Below are 16781 nucleotides of genomic sequence, written 5' to 3'. Positions count from 1 at the left end.
GGACGCGCGGAGGGCGGTGGCCGCGTCCGGCGGCCACCGCCCTCCCCTTCCTCGGCGAACCGTTCGCCCGGTCAGCCGCTCGTTTTCTGCGTCAGGTCGTAGAAGGTCGCCGACCCGACGGTCACCTCCTCGAAGTTGGCCTGGACCCACTCGCTGATCTGGGCCGAGGTGCCGTTGCCGTTGCCGTTGCCGCCGCGGCCCATCGAGCCGCCCGCGATGAAGTAGTGGATCCGGCCCTCCGCCACGTACTGCCGGAACTGCGCCAGGGTCGGCGACGGGTCGGTGCCGTTGAAGCCGCCGATCGCCATGACCGCCTCGCCGGTGGCGAGTTGGTAGCTGGCCGCGTTCTGCGAGCCGATGGAGGCCGCCACCCAGGTGTACCGGTCGGCGTCCGTCTCCAGCAGCTTCTTCGCCTCGTCGGAGACGTTGGCGCCGCTGAGCAGGCCGCCCATGCCGCCGCCCGCCCGGCCGGCGTCGCCGGTCCGGCCGCCAGGGGCGGTCTGCTGGTTCTGGCCGGGCATACCGCCACCCGGCATGCCCCCACCCGGCATGCCCCCACCCGGGAAGCCACCGCCCGGGAAGCCACCGCCCGGGAGGGCGTTGCCGTTGCCCTGCGTGTTGCCGTTGCCGTTCTGCTGGCCCTGCTGGCCCTGCTGGCCCTGCTGGCCGGGCATCCCGCCACCGGGGAAGCCGCCCCGCATGCCGCCGCCCGGACCGCCGCCCATCCTGGACGCGCCCGCCGGGCCCGCCGTGACGATCGAGCCGCTGTGGCCCTCGCGCAGGGTGCTCACCGTGTACGCGGTCGGGCCCGCCAGCGCGGCGACGAGCCCCAGGGACGCGGCCGCGAGCACGAGCCGCCGGCCGACACGGCCCGCGAAGACCAGGCCCAGCGCGGCCGTCAGCCCGCCGACCAGGACCAGCCACTTCAGCCACGGGAGGTAGTCGGGCGTGCGGTTGAGCAGGACGTAGGACCAGGTGGCCGCCGCGACGGCCGCGGCCGCCAGGGCGAGGGACGCCCAGGTCTCGCGGCGCCGCTCCCAGAGCAGGCCGGCGCCCATGCCGGTCACGGCCGCCAGGTAGGGGGCGAGTGCCACCGTGTAGTACTGGTGGAAGATGCCCGCCATGAAGCTGAAGACGGCCATCGTCATCAGCAGCGAGCCGCCCCAGACGAGGAGCGAGGCGCGCGTGACGGACGTACGGCGGGCCTTCCTGGTCGCCACCAGACCCGCCACCAGGAGGACCAGCGCGGCGGGCAGCAGCCAGGAGATCTGGCCACCGATCTCGGAGTTGAACATCCGGTCCCAGCCGGTCTCACCCCACCGGCCGCCACCGCCGCCACCGCCACCGCCACCGCCACCGCCACCGACGCTGCCGGTCTCCTCGCCGTTGAGGCGGCCGAGACCGTTGTAACCGAAGGTCAGCTCCAGGAAGGAGTTGTTCTGGGAGCCGCCGACGTACGGGCGCGAGGACGCCGGCCACAGCTCGACGACCGCCACCCACCAGCCGCCGGAGACGACCAGCGCGGCGGTCGCGGCGGCCAGCTGCCCGAGCCGCTTGCGCAGCGGCACCGGCGCGCAGACGGCGTAGACGGCCGCCAGCGCCGGGAGGATCAGGAACGCCTGGAGGGTCTTGGCGAGGAAGGCGAGGCCGATCGCCGCACCCGCCCACAGCAGCCACTTGGTCCGGCCGTCCTCCAGTGCCCGCACCACGAGGTGGCAGGCCACCGCCAGCAGCAGGGCGAGCATGGCGTCCGGGTTGTTGAAACGGAACATCAGGGCCGCGACGGGCGTGAGCGCGAGGACCGTACCCGCGATCAGGCCGGCGGCCGGGCTGAAGCGGCGGCGTACGGAGGCGTACACCACCGCGACCGTGCCGACGCCCATCAGGACCTCGGGCACGAGGATCGCCCACGCGTTCAGGCCGAAGATCCGCACCGACAGCGCCATCGGCCACAGGGAGGCCGGCGGCTTGTCGACGGTGATGGCGTTGCCCGCGTCCAGCGAGCCGAAGAAGAACGCCTTCCAGCTCTGGCTGCCGGCCTGGACGGCCGCCGAGTAGAAGGAGTTGGCGTAGCCGGAGGCGCTCAGGTTGTACAGGTACAGCAGGCCGGTGGCCAGGAGCAGGGCGAGGAAGGCCGGGCGGACCCAGCGCGGGTCCTCGGGACGGCCGCGCCACACACGCCGTACGAAGGGCGGCCGGGGCTCACCGGACTGCGGGGCCGCGGTGGCGGGGGCCGGAGCGCCGGGGGCGATCTGCGTGGTCATCGGGTGTCCCCCCGGTCGGCGTCGTGGTCGTGGGGGCGAACCGGCTGCAGGCGCACCGTGGCGTCCTGCCGGGCGGCGTCCGCGAGGTCACCGGCGCGGAACCGGGTGGGCGGCGTGACCGGCTCGGCGCTCTCGCGCCGCTCGCCGAACACCCACATGCGCAGCAGCAGGAAGCGCAGCACCGTCGCGGCGAGGTTGGCGGCGACGAGGACGCCCAGCTCGGTGGCGTGCGAGGGATGGTCGGTCGCCGCGCTGAGGGCGACCAGGGAGCCGCTGGTCAGGGTGAGGCCGATACCGAAGACGACCAGGCCCTGCGCCTGGTGGCGCAGCGCGCCGTCCCGTCCGCGCATCCCGAAAGTGAGCCGGCGGTTGGCGGCCGTGTTGGCGACGGCGGAGATCAGCAGGGCGAGCGCGTTGGCGATCTGCGAGCCGCTGAACAGCCGGAAGCCGCTGTAGAGCAGCAGGTAGAACAGGGTGGACAGACCGCCGACCACGCAGAACCCGACGAGTTGCCGGGCCAGTCCCTTGGGTACGTCCATGATCTCGCGGTCGCGGGGGTCGTCGCCGAACGGCCTGGTCAGCCGGTCCAGCGGAAGCGAACCGGTGGCCAGCGCCTTCCCTACGCGCCACACCCCCTTCAGATCCTCGGTCGCCGTCCTCACGATGTGCACCGTGGAGTCCGGGTCGTCGACCCAGTCGACCGGCACCTCGTGGATACGGAGGCCGGCCCGCTCGGCGAGCACCAGCATCTCAGTGTCGAAGAACCAGCCCGTGTCTTCCACCAGGGGGAGCAGCACACGTGCCACGTCCCGCCGGATGGCCTTGAACCCGCACTGGGCGTCGGAGAACCGCGCCTGCAGCGAGCCGCGCAGGATGAGGTTGTAGGAGCGGGAGACGAACTCGCGCTTCGGACCGCGCACCACGCGGGCGCTGCGGGCCAGGCGGGAGCCGATCGCCAGGTCGGAGTGGCCGGAGATCAGCGGCGCGACCAGCGGCAGCAGCGCGTTGAGGTCGGTCGACAGGTCCACGTCCATGTAGGCGAGGACCGGGGCGTCCGAGGCCGACCAGACGGCCCGCAGGGCCCGGCCGCGGCCCTTCTGGTCGAGGCGGACGGACCGGACCTCGGGGAGCCGTGCCGCCAGCCGGCGCGCCATCTCCGGGGTGGTGTCCGTGGAGGCGTTGTCGGCGACGGTGATACGGAACGGGTACGGGAAGGTGCGGACGAGGTGCTCGTGCAGTCGTTCGACACACGGCCCGAGGTCCTTCTCCTCGTTGTAGACGGGGACCACTACGTCCAGGACTGGCGTGCCGGCTGGCGCGGCCGGGAGGTGCTCCCGCGCCGGCAGGGTGCCGGGAGAAGAGTCGGTTCGCATGTCGTCGACTCTCGTCAGGTGCCCTGTCGCGCCCATGTGGCGGCCCTGTGGTGTGCCTGTGAGTCACGCGGCCGGCCGGTCTCCGGCGCCGCCTGCGGCGCGGCCGAGGCGGAAGCGGAGGCCGAAGCGGAGACGGGAGCCGTGGCGGACGCGGAGACGGGAGCCGAGACGGACGCGGAGACGGGAGCCGTGGCGGGGGCGAGTGCGGGCAGGTGCACGGTGAACACCGTCCGGCCGGGCACGCTGTCCACGGTCACGGCGCCGCCGTGCGCGGCTGCCACGGCCTGCACGATGGCGAGGCCGAGGCCGGTCGAGCCGGAGGCGCGGGAGCGCGAGGAGTCGCCGCGCGCGAACCGTTCGAAGACGTGCGGGAGCAGCTCGGCCGGGACGCCCGGGCCGTCGTCCTCGATGTCCACGCACACCCAGGCGCCGCGCCGGGCCACGCGCGCGGTGACCGTCGTACCGGGCGGGGTGTGGGTACGGGCGTTGGCGAGCAGGTTGACCAGCACCTGCTGCAGCCGGGGCGCGTCGGCGCTGACCTGGGCGGGTTCGTCGGGCAGCGCCAGCCGCCAGACGTGGCCGGGGCCGGCCGCGCGGGCGTCGCTGACGGTGTCGACGACGAGCGGCACCAGGTCGGTGCCCTCGAACCGCAGGGGCCGGCCGGCGTCCAGCCGGGCCAGCAGCAGCAGATCCTCCACCAGCAGTGTCATCCGGCCCGCCTCGGACTCGATGCGGCCGAGGGCGTGCCGGGTGTCGGGCCCGACCTCCTCCCTGCCGCGCCGGGTCAGCTCGGCGTAGCCCCGGATCGAGGCGAGGGGAGTGCGCAGTTCGTGGCTGGCGTCGGCGACGAACTGCCGTACCCGGGTCTCGCTCTGCTGGCGGGCGTGCAGCGCGCCGTGGATGTGGTCGAGCATCCGGTTGAGGGCGGCGCCGACCTTGCCGACCTCGGTGTGCGGGTCGCACTCGGACTCCGGGACCCGCTCGCTGAGGTTGACCTCGCCGGTGTGCAGGGGCAGTTCGGAGACGCGGGTGGCGGTGGCGGCGACCCTGCGCAGGGGGCGGGTGGCGACGCCGACCAGCACGTAACCGGCGATCCCGGCGGCGACCAGTCCGGCCGCGGTGACACTGATCTCGACGAGGACGAGCGTGCTGACGGTGCTGTCCACGTCGTCGGTGGGCAGGGCCACGTAGTACGACTCGCCGCCGTCGGGGCTGGTGATGTACTGGGCCCGGTACTCGCCGAGCCCCGGCACGTCCACGGAGTGCGGGCGGCGGTCCTTCGGCACCGAGGCGAGCGCCGCCTTCTGCGCGGCGGTCAGTTCGACGGCGTTCATGCCCTTGTAGGCGCCGTTGCTGAACTTGTTCTGCTCGGCCACGGCCGCGCTGGTGATCGTGGCGTTCTCGACGTAGGCGGCGATCATCCTCGGCTGGACGGGGCCCTGGGTGACGAGCCGGTCGACCCTGGCGTCCGCCGGAAGCGAGGCGGCGAGGTCGCCCGGCCGGTCCATCACATGCCCGCCCGCGGCGCGCATGGCGACCTCTCGGACCTTGCCGTTCAGCTGCTCGACGAGGTGCTGGCGCAGGGCGAGCGTGGTCACCGTGCCGATCACCGTGCACACGACCGCGATCAGCGTCAGTGCCGCGACGACGAGCCGCGTCCGCAGGGTGCGCGGCTGCCGTCCCCGCCGCCGCGTACGCGGTCGCCGTCGCCCGCTCATGACGCGGCGGGCTTGATCAGGTATCCGGCCCCGCGCCGCGTGTGGATCATCGGCTCGCGCCCCGCGTCGATCTTCCGCCGCAGGTAGGAGATGTACAGCTCGACGACGTTGGCCTGGCCGCCGAAGTCGTACGACCAGACCCGGTCGAGGATCTGCGCCTTGCTCAGGACGCGGCGCGGGTTGCGCATCAGGAAGCGCAGCAGCTCGAACTCGGTGGCCGTGAGGTGGATGGAGTCACCGGCCCGGGACACCTCGTGGCTGTCCTCGTCGAGGGTGAGGTCGCCGACCACGAGGACGGAGTCGGAGCGGCGGTCGGCGGCGCCGGAGCGCCGGATCAGGCCGCGCAGCCGCGCCACGACCTCCTCCAGGGAGAACGGCTTGGTGACGTAGTCGTCGCCGCCCGCCGTGAGCCCGGCGATCCGGTCCTCCACGGCGTCCTTGGCGGTCAGGAACAGCACCGGCACGTCCGGCAGGTCCCGCCGCAGCCGTCCGAGGACGGCCAGCCCGTCCATGTCCGGGAGCATCATGTCCAGGACGACCGCGTCGGGCCGGAAGTCCCGCGCGGCCTGCACGGCGCCCTGGCCGTCGCCCGCGGTCCGGATCTGCCATCCCTCGTAGCGCAGGGCCATGGACAGCAGTTCGGTGAGCGACAGTTCGTCGTCCACCACCAGGACTCGGACGGGGCTCCCGTCCGGCCTCAGCAGTTCGGTGCGCCCCTGGGGCGAGGTCGTGGTCATGCGCGACACGATGTCGGGGGGCTCTGAGAGGAGACTTTCGGGAACCTGTGATTCGTCTGAGAAATCCACAGGGTGTTCTCAGCGGGCTCCTGGGCCGTCCTGGGGCGGCCGGGGTGGGGAGCGCGTGCCGCGATCGGCGGCGCCGACCGGCGGGCCGGTGGCCCGGCGCGAGCCGTGTTGGCCGTCACGGGGCGGTGGCCACCGCGGGACGGTCAACGCCCGGGGCCCGCCGCCCGCTGCTGCGAAGAGCACTTCCCCCGTCCCCGCCCGCTGCTGCGAAGAGCGCCCCCGATGTCCCCGACCGCCTTGTCCCCGACCGCCTCAGAAGAGCCCGTCCTGCCTCCCCGCCCCCTCCCGCCGGAACCGCCGTACCGGAAGGGCGAGCCGCGTCTCCGCCGCGGGTGCGGGCACCAGGTCCCAGCCCGTCATCAGCCGGGTGTCGAGCACGACGACGTGGCTGCCGCCGCCGTCGGCGCCCTCCACCGCGAGGTGCAGGTCCGGACCGGCGACGGCCACCAGCTCGCCGGCCAGGGCGCCGCCGGGCACCAGTTCGGTGACCTCGCCGACGGCGGCCGGTGCGCCCGCGAGTCCGAAGACGCGCAGGTGGTCCACGGGCCGGAACGGTTCGGGGGTCAGCGAATCCGGCAGGCCGCCGAGGGCCAGGGCGCGCGCGTGCAGTTCGGCGAGTTCCGCCGCGCGGGCCGCCTCGTCGCCGGGCAGGTCGCCGCGGACGGCACGCTTGTCGCCGTAGGGGACGCGGTCGGGGACGCGCAGGGCGGTCCGCAGCACCTCCTCGGTGCGCCGGGCGGCCATCAGGGGACCGGTGCCGAACCGGCTGAAGCAGACGGCGCCCTGCTCCAGCAGCCGCGCGTCGCCCCGCTCGACGGCGGTGATGCCGACTTTCACCATGCCGGGCCCGAACCAGGCGAGGTAGACGTGATACGGCCGGGGGTCGTCGACGATGCCGTCGGCCGCGACCGAGTGGGCGCGGTCGAGCCGCGCGCACTCCTCGCACCGCCCGCCCGTGCCGCGCGCCGGGACGGCCGCCCGGACCGGGCACGGATGCCCGCGCGCACCACCGCACCGTCTGACCTCACCCGCGAACAGCGCGAACGCCACCCGCCCGCCTCGCGTCAGCGGACTGCTGCGCCCCCGCTCCCACACCAGCGACGGCCCGCTCCCCGCGGACCAGCGCAGCCCCGCGCACTTCCATGCCTGTGCCATCACTCACCACCGTCACCCCCACCGTAGAGGCGGCCACCGACAACCCGGCCCCCTCGATCATGGCGACTGGGTCACACCTGGCCTGACGAGCCTTCACCGAATGCCCACAAGTGGCCTAGGCTGGCGCGGATTTGATCATTCAGATCGCTTCCGAGGGGGGAGCAGACCACCCATGTCCCGCTCAGCCACACCTTCCAGACGCACCCTTCTGCGCGGCGTCACGGTCACCGGCGCCGCCGTGATCGGCTTCGACCCGTCGACGCGCAGCTGGGCCGTCACGGACTCCGACACCACCACGGACTCCGACACCACCACGGACTCCGCGGCCACGACCGACACGCGGTTCGCCGGGATCCCCCGGCTCGACGGCACACTCACCATGGACGACTCGGCGCTCGCCGCCGCGGCCGAGGACTACGGCCACATGGTGCACCGCCGCCCCGCCGCCGTGCTGCGCCCCGGCTCGGTGCGCGACGTCGTCGCCATGGTCCGCTTCTGCAACCAGCACCGCGTGCCGTTCGCGCCGCGCGGCCAGGGCCACGCCACGTCCGGCCAGGCGCAGGTCGAGGGCGGCCTCGTCATCGAGACCGGGCCGCTCGCCGCCATCGGTCCACTGGGCCCCGGCAGCACCACCGTCTCCGTCGGCGCCGGAGCCAAGTGGAGCGACGTCGTCCGCGCCACCCTGGCCCACGGTCTGACCCCGCCGGTCTTCACCGACTACATCGAGCTGTCCGTCGGCGGCACCCTGTCCGTCGGCGGCCTCGGCGGCCAGGCCCACCGGTACGGCGCCCAGGTCGACAACGTCACCGCACTCCAGGTCGTCACCGGCGCCGGTGAACTGGTCCGCTGCTCCCCCTACCGCCGCGCCGACCTCTTCCGCGCGGTCCTGGCCGGCCTCGGCCAGTGCGCGATCATCGTCGAGGCCACGCTGCGGCTGATCCCGGCGCCGGAGACCGTACGGCACTACACGCTGACGTACGACGACCTGGACACGTACGTCGAGGACCAGCGCACCCTCGTCGAGGACGGCCGCTTCGACTATGTCGCGGGCCAGGTGCAGGCCGACGCGGAGGGCGCCTTCCGCGTCTACGTGCTGGAGGCCGCCGCCTACGGCCCGCCGGTCGGTCCCGCGCCCGACGACGCCGCCCTGCTGAGCGGCCTGCGCCCCGTCCCGTCCGGTGTCGAGGCGGCCGACCTCGGCTACTTCGACTTCGTCAACCGGCTGGCACCGGTCATCGAGGCTCTGAAGCAGGCTGGTGTGTGGACCCACGCCCACCCCTGGCTCAACCTGCTGCTGCCCGGCGACTCCGCCGCCGCGCTGAGCGGCCCGGTGCTGGAGAACCTGGACCCGGCCGACTTCGGTCCCGGCGTCATCCAGCTCTACCCCATCCGCCGCGACCGCCTCACCACGCCGCTGTTCCGGGCGCCGGACGACCCGGTCCCGTACCTCTTCGACGTGCTCGGCGCCGTTCCGCCGGAGGACACCGCGACCATCGACCGCGTCCTGCGGGCGAACCGCGCCGCCTACGACACCGCCGTCGCGGCCGGCGGCACCCAGTACCCCGTGGGCAGCATCCCCTTCACCCAGGAAGACTGGCGCGTCCACTTCGACTCGGCCTGGCCCTGCTTCGCCGCGGCCAAGCGGACGTACGACCCGCGCAACCTGCTGACCCCGGGTCAGGGCGTCTTCTGACCCACCCGGCCCGACCCACCCTTCCCGACCCACCGGACCCGGTCGGCGGCCCCGTTTCCCCCGGGCCGCCGACCGCCCGCCGCACCTCGCCGGCCGAGGCCGCCCGCCCCGGCGTGCCACGGCACCCGCCGCGCACCGCGGCGGATGAGCGCGCGCCGTCGCCCCGTTTCGCACGATCATGTGACCGGGGCCACACTGGACGGGAGGGGCGGGACCGACCGGGCCCCATGAACCCGGGCCCCATGAACCCGGGCCTCGGAGACTCGGGGACTCGGCGACACAGGGCCACCGGGAAACCGGGACTCCGGCCCTCGGAGACTCGGCGCCCCATGGACTCGGGCCCTCCGGGGCACCGGGACTCGGGGTTTCCAGGGCCGGCCCGGGCACACAGGGCCTCCGGGACACAGGGGCTCGGGAACAGCGGCGGGGAACGACCGAGGGGCACCCACATGAGCACCATCGACGGAACCGACCTCGACAGTCTGCGCTCGGCGCTGCGCGGCAGAGTCGTCGCACCCCAGGACGCGGACTACGACGAGGCCCGCGGAATCTACAACGCCATGATCGACCGGCGCCCGGCCGCCCTCGCCCAGTGCGTGGACGTGGCCGACGTCCGCGCCACCCTCGCCCACGCCCAGGAGAAGGGCCTCGAACTCGCCGTGCGCGGCGGGGGACACAGCGGCCCCGGCCTCTGCCTGGTCGACGGCGGTCTCACCCTCGACCTGTCCCCGATGCGCTGGGCACGGGTCGATCCCGAGACCCGTACCGCCCAGGTCGGCGGCGGTTCCCAGCTGGGCGACCTGGACCACGCGACGCACACCTTCGGCCTCGGCGTGCCGGCCGGGATCAACTCGACGACCGGGGTGGGCGGGCTCACCCTGGGCGGCGGTCACGGCTATCTGACCCGCAAGTACGGGCTGACGATCGACAGTCTGCTCTCCGCCGACGTCGTCCTCGCCGACGGCAGCTTCGTCACCGCCTCCGAGGAGGAGCACCCCGACCTGTTCTGGGCGCTGCGGGGCGGCGGCGGCAACTTCGGCGTCGTCACGTCGTTCACGTTCCGGCTGCACCCCGTGCACACCGTCGGAGTCGGGGTGACCGTGTGGCCGATCGACCGCACCGGGGAAGTGCTGCGCTGGTACCGGGACTTCCTGCCCGCCGCGCCGACCGACCTCTACGGCTTCTTCGCCGTCCTCGTCGTCCCGCCCGGCCCGCCCTTCCCGGAGCCGATCCACGGGCAGAAGATGTGCGCGGTCGTCTGGTGCTACACCGGCGACCTGGAGTCCGGCCGCCTGGAGGAGACCCTGTCGGTGGTCAACGACCCGGCACCACCGGCCTTCCACTTCGCCACCCCGATGCCCTACCCGATGCTGCAGAGCATGTTCGACGAGCTGATCCCCAAGGGACTGCAGTGGTACTGGCGCGGTGACTTCTTCGACTCCATCCCCGACGAGGCGGTCGCCGTGCACGAACGCTACGGGGAGGGCCTGCCCACCGACCTGTCGACGATGCACCTCTACCCCGTCGACGGAGCGGCCCACCGAACCGGCCCCGACGACACCGCCTGGGCCTACCGGGACGCCGTGTGGTCAGGGGTCGTGGGCGGTATCGACCCCGATCCCGGCAACGCCGGCCTGATCCGCCAGTGGTGCGTCGACTACTGGACCGACCTGCACCCCCACTCCATGGGCGGCTCCTACGTCAACTTCCTCGGTGAGGCGGAGAGTCCGGAGCGGGTCCGGTCCACCTTCCGCACCCACTACGACCGGCTCGGCGCCGTGAAACGCTCCTACGACCCGCACAACTTCTTCCACGCCAACCAGAACGTCCCGCCGGCGGCGGTCCCGGCGTGAGCGCGGGCCCGCCCGCCGCCGGGTCAGGCAGCCGACCCGGCGGCCAGGTGGAAGTGGACGACGGCGACGTCGTCGTCGGGGCGGATGCCGGGGTAGTGGTACCGCAGCCGGTCGTGCAGTTCCGCGAGGTCGCGGAAGCCGTCCGCGACGGCGTCCCGCTCGGTCAGTTCGCCGACCTTCTTCCGGTCCACCCGGGTGACGATCCCCGGCAGTACGAGGTCCTCGTCCCGTTCGAAGACCAGGTCGACCGGGCCGGTGTCCGCCGGGCCCGGGGCGGCCGGGTCCCGCAACCGCACGGTCGTCGTCTTCCGGCCCGCGCGGACCGCGTCGAGGTAGTCCCGGTGGAAGTGGAGGACCGGCCGCCCTGCCCCGCCGCCGGGAGTCTCCCCGCCGACGGCCGCGTCGTCCCCGGCGGGCTCCTGGTCCGCCCGCACGTAGCCGTACGGCAGCAGACCGGTCACCGCGATGCCGCGCACCCCCTCGGCCGTCGGCACCAGCACCCGGATCCCGGGATGCTGGTCGAGCAGCACCTGCCGGTCCCGGCCGCACGGCGCGAGCACCCCGCGCCCCCGGTCCCCGACGGCGACGATGGCCGTCAGCTCCCGCGCCCCGGCGGCACGGGCGTTCCCGAGCGCCACCAGCTCCGCGCAGGGCCCGCCGGTGAAGTGGTAGACGTTGATGCCGCCGAACACCCTGCCCCGCGTGTCCCGCACGGCGGCACCCACCGTGTGGGTCTCCCCGTCGCCGTTCTCCTCGACGATCCGCCGGGCGAGCCCGATCAGCTCCATGTCGTCGTCCGTCGGCAGATGCAGATCCGATGCGCTGTCCACCCGCGCCACCTTACGGTCCCCGCGGCGCGGGCCGGCAGTGCGGCACCGAGCCACGGCCGGGGCGGCACCGGCCCGGACGGCGCGGCACCGAGGCAGGCAGCGCGGTGCCGACGCAGGCAGCGTGTTACTGAATCGAACGGGTACTCGGCCGCCACCGACGTGAAAGGGGTGGCATACCTGCCATGGAGATCTCAGGCATTATCAGCGCGATCGTGATCGGCATCGTCATCGGTGTGCTGGGCCGGCTCGTCATCCCCGGCCGCCAGCCCATCGGCTTCCTGTGGACGATCGCGATCGGCATCGTGGCCGCTCTGATCGGCACCGGCATCGCGGCCGGCCTCGGCGTGGCCGACACCGACGGCGTCGACTGGGTCGAGTGGCTCATCCAGATCGCCCTCGCGGCACTCGGCGTCAGCATGCTCGCCAAGGCGAAGCTCCGGCGCTGACCGGGCGCCATCCGACCCGACCCGAAAGGGGGTGCGGCAGGGCCGCTGGGCTGGGAGGCCGACGTCGAGGTCCTGGCGAGGGAAACTGCTGGGATACGAACGCGGACGCCGTTACACACGCGCCCCAGAAAAGAGCGGCCGGACCGCCGTTAGCCGCCGCCCGGCCGGACCACCGGTGGGACCTGCCGCACAACGGAGGTAACCACCGCACAACCACCGGACCGCACAACCACCGGACCGGACAACCGCTGAACCGGCTGCCCCTTCGCCGAAGGGAGAGACCCCGTGAGTGTGGTGCCACAAGGCAACGGTGGATGTGTCCCCGCGCCCGCGGGCGGCGGCGGCTCGGGCAACCTATACGACGTACTGGAACTGGTCCTCGACCGAGGGCTCGTCATCGACGCCTTCGCCCGCGTCTCCCTGGTGGGCATCGAGCTGGTGAAGGTCGACGCGCGGGCGGTCGTCGCCAGCAAGACCAAGGGCGCGCTCACCGGAGCGGTCGAGGCGGTCACGGAATCCGTACGTCAGGGGCGGGAGGAAGGTCTCGACGAGGGCGAGACCCGTGAGCGCGCATCGTCGCGTGAGTCGTCGCGTGAGTCGTCGCGTGAGTCGTCGCGCGAACGGTGCCAGGGACGTCCGGAGCGCCGCTGCACGTCGAAGGACCCGGAGGAGTGAGCGACCCGATGCCCCTCTACGTCTACGCGATCACCGGGCTCCGGAGGGCGACCGTGCACTCCCGCCCGCCGCCTCCGCACGGCCGGACGCGCCCCGGACACGGAACCCCGGCGCACCAGAAGCAAGAAGCGGCCCCACGAGGACACCGACGACCACAGTGACCACAGTGATCACAGTGGCCACGCGAACCACGACGACCGAGGCCGAGAACCGTGACCGGACAACTGACCTACGCCTATGCGGTGCTGCACGCCAACGCAGCGCCCCGCCCGCGTGCCCTGGCCGCCGTGCGGGGCGTGGCGCAGGCCCCCGTCACCATGGTCACGTCGGGCTCCCTGGCCGCGGCGGTCAGCGCCGTACCCGAGGAGGCGTTCTCCCAAGCCGCCCTGCAGGTCCGTCTGGAGGACCTCGGGTGGCTGGAGGCGACGGCCAGGGCCCACCACCTGGTGGTGGACACCCTGGCGGCCCGCACCTCGGTCCTGCCCCTCCGCCTGGCCACGGTGTACCTGGACGACGACCGCGTCCGGAAGATGCTGCACGCCCACGAGGCCGCCTTCAACGCCTCTCTGGACCGTCTCGCCGACCACGTGGAGTGGGGCGTCAAGATCTACGCCGAAGCCCCGCCGACGCCCCGGCCCCCCGACGCCTCTGCCGACGCCTCCGCCGACGCCTCTGCCGACGCCTCCGTCGACGACGCGGCCCCGGGACGCGCCTACCTGCGCCACCGCCGCCACCAGCGCCAGACCCGCGAGGACGCCGGGCGGGTCGCCCGGGAGGCGGTCCGCCGCACCGAGCAACAGGCCAGGGAGCTGGCGGTCGAACACGCCCGTCACCGCCCCGAGCAGGGCCCCCTGACCCGCGCCACCGAGGCAGAGGGGGCCGCAGCGCAGGAGACCTCCCGCAAGACCTCCCGTACGCCCCCGGGCGAGAACGTCGCCAACGACGCCTACCTCGTCCCGCGCCGCCTCTCCGACGAGTTCCGCGACCGGGTGGCCCACGCCGCCGACGACCTGCCGGGCATACGTGTCGAGATCACGGGCCCCTGGGCCCCGTACTCCTTCGCCGTGCTCCCGGCCCGCCCCGAGGCCAGGCACCGGTGACCGAGCACGGCGAGCACACCGAGCGCGGCGAGCCCGACCGGTACGCCGGGTCTGCCGGGCACGACAGCTCAGCCGGCATCGACGGCCCCGCCGAACCCGCCCCCGGGCGGTCACGAAGCACCGGCCGGTCACCAGACCCCCGGCCGCTCACCAGACCCCCGGCCGTCACGAGGCCCCCACAGGCTACGAGGCCCCCGGCGGCCATGAGGCACCCCCCGACCCCCCGATCAGCCAGCGGCAGGTGGCCCTGATCGACCTCCTGGAACGGGCTCCTGAGCGGCGGCGTCGTGCTGACCGGTGACCTGGTCCTCTCGATCGCCGACATCGACCTCGTACGCGTCTCGCTGCGCGCCTTGGTGATGTCCGTCCGTGAGGACGCCCCCGACCTGCTGCCCCCGACCTGCTGCCCCCGATGGACGACCATGACGCGCCCCCCTGACGACGAACCACCGGACCGCCTGCGCGAGCTGTCCGACGCCGCGAGCCGGGCCTTCTCGCTCCTGCCCGCCCGCCCGGACGACGACCTGGCCCGGGGCCGGGCCTCCGCGCGCCGCCTGGGCACCGACCCCGGCACAGTGGAGCGCGACCTGGTCAAACTGGTCCTCACCCTGCTCGCCCTCCACCAGGCCATGACCAACCTCTGCGCCGCTACGACCTCACCCTCGAAGACCTGAACCTCGACCTGGGCCCCCTCGGCCCCCTCGGCCCCCTCCTGCCCCCGTGCCCCCGTGCCCCCGTGCCCCCGTGCCCCCGTGCCCCCGTGCCCCCGTGCCCCCGGGGGAACGTTTCACCCTCCGGCCGGCGTCGTCCCTTTCCGAGGGCGCGGCGGCCGTGCCCCGGAAAGGGCGACCGAGTGCGCGGCACCGACTTCGGCAAGTGGGTACGACGATTCGAGGACGAGCGGGACCGCAGAGCCGCCCTGGGCGACCCCGACTGGGATCAGGGGGCGACGCTCCCCGCTGCGGTGTGGGCCGGCATCCAGCGTTTCCAGATCGGCGAGGACGGCGACGGCGCCAACCTCCTGAGCAAGGCGGACCGGGCCGGCGACCCCGACTACGCCCGCGCGGCCCGCCTCTTCGTCGCCGAGGAACAGAACCACGCCCGCCTGCTGGCCCGCCTCCTGGCGGCGGGCGGCGTACCGACCCTCACCGGGCACTGGACCGACACGGCCTTCGTACGACTGCGCCGTCTGATGGGCCTGCGCGTGGAACTCCTGGTCCTCCTGATCGCCGAAGTGGTGGCCCTGCGCTACTACCGGGCCCTGCGCGACGGCACCCCCGACCCCCTGACCTCCGACGTGGCCGCCCGCATCCTCGCCGACGAGGAACGCCACGTCCCCTTCCACTGCGACCGCCTCCGCGCCTCCCTGACCGGCGTCCCCCGCGCCCTCCGCCGCCCCCTCATGACCGCCTGGCGCCTGCTCCTGCTCACCACCACGGTCATCGTCACCATCGACCACGCCAAGGCCCTCCCCCACCTCGGCACCACCCGCCGCCACTTCATACGCGACGTGATGACGACCTCCGGCACCGTGACGTCGGCCGTCCTGGGCCGGGTATGACCGGTGCGGCGTCACCTCACCTCCGCGAACTCACGGGCGACGTCGTTGTCAGTGGGGGCGTGCATGATCGGCACGTCGGTTCTTCCAAGAGGGTGGGGGCACTATGCCGATCACGAACGCGCAGGTGGCGGGGCATGCCTTTCTGGGGCGGCTGTACTCGGACTCGTACTACCCGGATCACGTCGTCGACCAGGGAAGGGAGATCCTGGTGCGGCTGTGCGAGCGGATCGAGGCCGAGCGGCCGTCGGACCTGGCGGGCCTGTACGCGCTGACCCGGGCGGCGACGGAGGAGTTCAACCTGCTGGAGGCGGCGTTCGACGAAGCCGGGAGCGAGATCGAGACCGTCGCCCGCGAGGAGATCGCGGAGAACTTCTGGTTCGTCGCGTCGGCCTACGGGTTCAGGGACGCGGACGTGGAGGAGCTGGTCGCCACCCGGGACTGGTGAGCGACCCGAGATCCGGCGGCCCGTGCCCCGCTAGGCAGCCCTGCGCCGCGCCGAGCGGGTGACCGGCGCGGGTACCTGCACGTCCTCGGTCCAGAGGGCCTCGTCCTCTCCGAAGTCCGGTGCCTGGAAGGGACTCGTCGTCGGACGCGGTGACACGGGGGCGGAACGGCGGGGCTGTTGCCCTTCCGGCGCGGAGAACAGCTTCTTGGGGTCGATGAGAGGTCTGCCTTTCGTCACAGGTCCCCTGGGGAGCCTGGCGTGCCCCGATCGGGCACGGCTTTCCTAGAGCTTGGTCATCTTCGCGTACGGGCTGGAGACGCGCACTTGCGCCGAGCCGAAATCCACCAGCGCCGCGATGCCGTCCTCGATGTCGATCACCCGGCCGAGACCGTACACGTCGTGGGTGACCTGATCACCCACGGCGAAGTGCTTCGGGACGGGTGCGACCGGGGCCTTGAAGGGGCTGGTGGGCAGATGACGCTTGGGTGCCGCAGGCTTTGTCATGGTTCAGTATGCGCCTGCGCGGCCCCGGCTCGCTGTGGCCGTCGGCACAATGCGGGTATCCGGTGCCGTACAGCCGAAAACCAGAGGGCCCCGGTGATCACCGGGGCCCTCTGATCTGTGCGCACTCGGCAGGACTCGAACCTGCAACCTTCTGATCCGTAGTCAGATGCTCTATCCATTAAGCTACGAGTGCTTGTTCTGTTTTTTGCCTTCGCTTCCGGCCCTTCCGGCCCGCTCGCGGCGACAGGAAGAACATTACATGACTGCCGCCGACATGTGAAATCCGTTTGCCGTACCCCTTGTGAGCTGCGAAAACACCGTCTGAGGCGGGTGATCGGGGAAACGCCGGAGCCCCGGT

15 protein-coding genes and 1 tRNA gene are annotated in these 16781 nt (G+C 73.2%); 8 read left to right on the top strand and 8 right to left on the bottom strand.

The features are described 5' to 3' along the window. Window positions 1-71: 71 nt before the first annotated feature. The 5 genes from ACSLTV_RS01495 to ACSLTV_RS01475 all read right to left on the bottom strand — a co-directional run bounded on the left by ACSLTV_RS01495 (window position 72) and on the right by ACSLTV_RS01475 (window position 7316). Window positions 72-2264, bottom strand: a complete 2193-nt coding sequence (locus tag ACSLTV_RS01495; RefSeq protein WP_435611483.1) for a glycosyltransferase family 39 protein — start codon at window positions 2262-2264, stop codon at window positions 72-74. Continuing rightward, entirely contained in the window at window positions 2261-3637 is a 1377-nt protein-coding gene (locus ACSLTV_RS01490) for a glycosyltransferase (RefSeq protein WP_432136664.1), read from the bottom strand. Before ACSLTV_RS01490 ends, ACSLTV_RS01495 begins: the two co-directional genes overlap by 4 nt. Window positions 3638-3651: 14 nt before the next feature. Next, window positions 3652-5355 (bottom strand): ATP-binding protein, encoded by a 1704-nt coding sequence (locus ACSLTV_RS01485; RefSeq protein WP_435611482.1) that lies wholly within the window; start codon window positions 5353-5355, stop codon window positions 3652-3654. Beyond that, window positions 5352-6092: a response regulator transcription factor gene (locus tag ACSLTV_RS01480; RefSeq protein ID WP_432136662.1), complete on the bottom strand. Its 741-nt coding sequence runs from the start codon at window positions 6090-6092 to the stop codon at window positions 5352-5354. The genes ACSLTV_RS01485 and ACSLTV_RS01480 overlap by 4 nt, the downstream gene beginning before the upstream one ends. Window positions 6093-6413: 321 nt before the next feature. Continuing rightward, window positions 6414-7316, bottom strand: coding sequence for a DUF2797 domain-containing protein (locus ACSLTV_RS01475; protein ID WP_435611481.1), 903 nt, complete (start codon window positions 7314-7316; stop codon window positions 6414-6416). Between the two features lie 172 nt (window positions 7317-7488). Between ACSLTV_RS01475 and ACSLTV_RS01470 the strand changes: the two genes are divergently transcribed. Continuing rightward, window positions 7489-9009: an FAD-binding protein gene (locus ACSLTV_RS01470; protein WP_435611480.1), complete on the top strand. Its 1521-nt coding sequence runs from the start codon at window positions 7489-7491 to the stop codon at window positions 9007-9009. Window positions 9010-9458: 449 nt separating this feature from the next. Then, complete coding sequence (locus ACSLTV_RS01465) at window positions 9459-10862, top strand: FAD-binding oxidoreductase (protein WP_432136659.1); 1404 nt, start codon at window positions 9459-9461, stop codon at window positions 10860-10862. A 23-nt stretch (window positions 10863-10885) separates the two neighbouring features. On the opposite strand, the gene ACSLTV_RS01460 is transcribed toward ACSLTV_RS01465, so the two are convergent. Next, window positions 10886-11692, bottom strand: coding sequence for an ASCH domain-containing protein (locus tag ACSLTV_RS01460; protein ID WP_432136658.1), 807 nt, complete (start codon window positions 11690-11692; stop codon window positions 10886-10888). 182 nt (window positions 11693-11874) lie between these two features. On the opposite strand from ACSLTV_RS01460, the gene ACSLTV_RS01455 reads away from it, so the two are divergent. The 6 genes from ACSLTV_RS01455 to ACSLTV_RS01430 all read left to right on the top strand — a co-directional run bounded on the left by ACSLTV_RS01455 (window position 11875) and on the right by ACSLTV_RS01430 (window position 15919). Further along, window positions 11875-12138 carry a GlsB/YeaQ/YmgE family stress response membrane protein gene (locus ACSLTV_RS01455; RefSeq protein ID WP_432136657.1) on the top strand — a complete coding sequence of 88 codons (264 nt, stop codon included), beginning with the start codon at window positions 11875-11877 and terminating at the stop codon, window positions 12136-12138. A 285-nt stretch (window positions 12139-12423) separates the two neighbouring features. Then, window positions 12424-12813, top strand: a complete 390-nt coding sequence (gene gvpJ, locus ACSLTV_RS01450; protein WP_432156504.1) for a gas vesicle protein GvpJ — start codon at window positions 12424-12426, stop codon at window positions 12811-12813. Between the two features lie 212 nt (window positions 12814-13025). After that, complete coding sequence (locus ACSLTV_RS01445; RefSeq protein ID WP_435611479.1) at window positions 13026-13913, top strand: GvpL/GvpF family gas vesicle protein; 888 nt, start codon at window positions 13026-13028, stop codon at window positions 13911-13913. A 287-nt stretch (window positions 13914-14200) separates the two neighbouring features. Then, the gene (locus ACSLTV_RS01440) at window positions 14201-14587 is read left to right on the top strand and encodes a hypothetical protein (protein ID WP_432136654.1); all 387 of its coding nucleotides are present in this window, start codon (window positions 14201-14203) and stop codon (window positions 14585-14587) included. 179 nt (window positions 14588-14766) lie between these two features. Next, window positions 14767-15474, top strand: a complete 708-nt coding sequence (locus tag ACSLTV_RS01435) for a ferritin-like domain-containing protein (protein ID WP_432156506.1) — start codon at window positions 14767-14769, stop codon at window positions 15472-15474. 103 nt (window positions 15475-15577) lie between these two features. Further along, a complete protein-coding gene (locus ACSLTV_RS01430) occupies window positions 15578-15919 on the top strand; it encodes a DUF5713 family protein (RefSeq protein WP_432136652.1) in 342 nt (113 codons plus the stop codon). A 282-nt stretch (window positions 15920-16201) separates the two neighbouring features. On the opposite strand, the gene ACSLTV_RS01425 is transcribed toward ACSLTV_RS01430, so the two are convergent. Continuing rightward, window positions 16202-16423 (bottom strand): hypothetical protein, encoded by a 222-nt coding sequence (locus tag ACSLTV_RS01425; protein ID WP_432136651.1) that lies wholly within the window; start codon window positions 16421-16423, stop codon window positions 16202-16204. 120 nt (window positions 16424-16543) lie between these two features. Then, window positions 16544-16616 (bottom strand) — tRNA-Arg (locus tag ACSLTV_RS01420). Window positions 16617-16781 lie beyond the last annotated feature (165 nt).

The sequence above is a fragment of the Streptomyces sp. bgisy159 genome (assembly GCF_965341775.1).
Lineage (GTDB): Bacteria > Actinomycetota > Actinomycetes > Streptomycetales > Streptomycetaceae > Streptomyces.
Note: the sequence above shows the minus strand (reverse complement) of the source record. Positions and strands in the feature narration are given on the sequence as shown.